The organism is Bradyrhizobium sp. SHOUNA76, from assembly GCF_023006445.1.
Classification (GTDB): domain Bacteria; phylum Pseudomonadota; class Alphaproteobacteria; order Rhizobiales; family Xanthobacteraceae; genus Bradyrhizobium.
Genome location: NZ_JALBHA010000709.1, coordinates 1 through 2499, shown reverse-complemented (window position 1 = coordinate 2499; position 2499 = coordinate 1). Strand labels below are relative to the sequence as shown.

Genomic DNA, 2499 nt, shown 5'->3' with positions numbered 1-2499 from the left:
GGAGAACGAGGCGCTGGCGCAGTCGGTGGCGCCGCGCGGCCTGGTGCGGCTTGCCGTGCCCATGACGTTCGGGATCAAGGCGGTGGCGCCGCTGCTGCCGGAGTTTTTCGAGGCCTATCCGGAAGTCTCGGTCGATCTGCATTTGAGCGATGCGACCGTCGATCTGATCGGCGAAGGTTTCGACATGGCGGTGCGGATCGCGCGCCTGCCGGATTCCTCACTGATCGCCCGGCAGCTCTTCACCATGCCGCGCTACACCGTGGCCGCGCCGTCCTACCTGAAGCAACACGGCCGGCCGACGCATCCGATGCATTTGGCCGAGCACAAATGCTTCAGCTACGCCTATCTCTCCACGCCCAACGTCTGGCACTACACCAACTCGGCCGGCGAGCAGGCCAGCGTGCGCCCGGGCGGACAGCTCCGCGTCAACAACGGCGAGGCGTTGATGCCGGCTCTGATTGCGGGGCTCGGCATCGCCGAATTGCCCGAGTTCATTGTGGGTGAAGCGATTTCGTCCGGCGAGGTCGAAGTCATCCTGAAGGACTGGAGGCAGGCCGAAGGCGCCGTGCATCTGGTGACGCCGCCCGGCGGCCCGCGCCCCGCCCGCGTCGAAGCACTTGGCGATTTCCTCGCGGCCAAGCTGCCGGGCACGTGCAAGCGGCGATCGCGCGGGAAAAGCAAAGCGTCGTAGGCGCGAGCAACTTCAGCTTTCGTAGGGTGGGCAAAGCGAAGCGTGCCCACCATCTTTGACTAAGCCACCTTCACACCGTCGATCGCGACGATGCGCAGGCGTGGCTTCAGCGTTTCCTCCAGCTGCGACTTCAATTCGTGAACGCGCGGGTCGTTCGAACGCTTCGCACAGACTGCATATTGATGGACCGATTGCGCCAATGCGCGGCGCGCTTCCGGCGTCCGCGTCAATTCGGGCTTTGAAAGCCGCAACACGATCGCTGCGAGATTCACCAGCATCTCGTCCAGCGCAACGTCGATGGTCGCCAGATTTCGCATCATCCACTCTCCCTGAGAGGGCAACAGCGGGTCCGGACATGCGTTCCTGGCGGAGCCGGACATGGCTAACGCTTCGTAAACGTCTTGTTCTTGCCGGCTGGCGCGTTAGGCTGGCAGCGAAACAAGAAAAATCAGGGGAGGGCATCATCATGGATCGACGCGGTCGCTTGCGCGCGGCTGCGGCATTGCCGCTGACGGAGTCTTTAACCAAGCAGTGCCAAGGCGAAGAAACGCAAGGCGCCGTCGCGTTGCGGTCATAAACTTTGTTGTCTATATCCGCGCCGCGTTTTGTTTCCTGCTTCGTGTTTCTCAACAACCCGATCGACCGCTACATGATGCTTCGTCTTGTTTGCCTCGTCCTGTTCGCACTGTGCCTGGCCGGTCCCGCGCAGGCGCAAACCACCCAGCCGGCGACGGTTGCCAAGTCGGCAAAGAACGCGCCTTCCAAGCCGGCACCTGCTTCGCGGTCCACGCCGCAAGCTGCAGGACCGTGCGTCGGCGTGATATCGCTGCTGGGCGATCGCTTCATCGTGAAGAAGATCGGCGCGACCGTGTTCGGCAACGAGAACAAGGAGGTTCCGGTCGACGGTTTCGGGCTCGATGACCTCGTTGTCGAGCGTGTGAGGGCCGCGGTCGGCTCCGGTTTTGTCGTCCGCAGGATCGCCGCCGATAAATCCGCATTCAGTTCCTACGATCCCGGGCTTGGCATGTTCGCTCGCAGCGACAAGGCCGGCGCCATCGTCCGACAAGTTGCCGGTCAGGCCGGATGCAAACGCTATGTCGTCGTGATCAAGGGAATACGCCAGGGTGGATTCTTCGGCATCGGTGTCATGAAGGGCAGCCCGTTGTACAACATGGCCGACATCTACGCGGTAATACGGATCTACGTTCATGACGGGCAAAGCTTCGATATTCTGAAGAGCGGCGAAGGCTCGATCAGCGGAAGCAACTTTATGACCGGGCCCCCGACGCTGCGTATCGATTGGGCGCAGTGGCCAGAACCGCCGGAAGCCGCCAACAATCCAGTGATGCGCGCGTCGACGCGGCAACTGCTCGGCAACGTCCTCGACAAGAGCCTGCCTACCTTGTTGCAGTCGCAGTAGTTGAGGAGATCCGGCCAACCGGTCGACACCCCCCTCCAGGCCCCCGCCGGGGAGGGTGCAAGCGCACGGCTATCGCAACACAATCCATTCCGGTTAGGCTGCCTCCCAACAACGAAAACAATCGGGGAGGTACCAACCAATGAACCGCCGCGAACTCCTGAAGGCCGCTGCCGTGCTGCCGCTCGCACAGGCAGCTTGCTCTCAATCAAGCTTTGCCCAAGCTCTCTACCCCTCGCGCAACATCACCCTGATCGTGCCGTTTCCGGCCGGAGGCCAGGCCGATCTCGCGGCACGGCCCGTCGCCATGGCGCTGGAGCGGATTCTCGGCAAGCCCGTGATCGTCGATAACAGGGCCGGAGGCGGCGGCGGCTCGGTCGGCAATGCCGCG

At 62.9% G+C, this 2499-nt stretch carries 3 protein-coding genes and 1 pseudogene; 3 read left to right on the top strand and 1 reads right to left on the bottom strand.

Features of this window, described 5'->3' with window-relative positions; genetic code table 11:
* Positions 1-691 (top strand): substrate binding domain-containing protein (locus MOV74_RS35995; protein WP_246932000.1); only part of this gene is annotated, 691 nt, incomplete at its 5' end.
* 59 nt (positions 692-750) lie between these two features.
* On the opposite strand, the gene MOV74_RS35990 is transcribed toward MOV74_RS35995, so the two are convergent.
* Positions 751-1008, bottom strand: a complete 258-nt coding sequence (locus MOV74_RS35990) for a hypothetical protein (protein WP_246932002.1) — start codon at positions 1006-1008, stop codon at positions 751-753.
* 530 nt (positions 1009-1538) lie between these two features.
* Here MOV74_RS35990 and MOV74_RS35985 point away from each other — a divergent pair.
* Both MOV74_RS35985 and MOV74_RS35980 read left to right on the top strand, forming a co-directional pair.
* Entirely contained in the window at positions 1539-2111 is a 573-nt protein-coding gene (locus MOV74_RS35985; RefSeq protein WP_246931998.1) for a hypothetical protein, read from the top strand.
* Between the two features lie 139 nt (positions 2112-2250).
* Positions 2251-2499 (top strand): annotated as a pseudogene (locus tag MOV74_RS35980) (tripartite tricarboxylate transporter substrate binding protein); the annotation flags it as partial.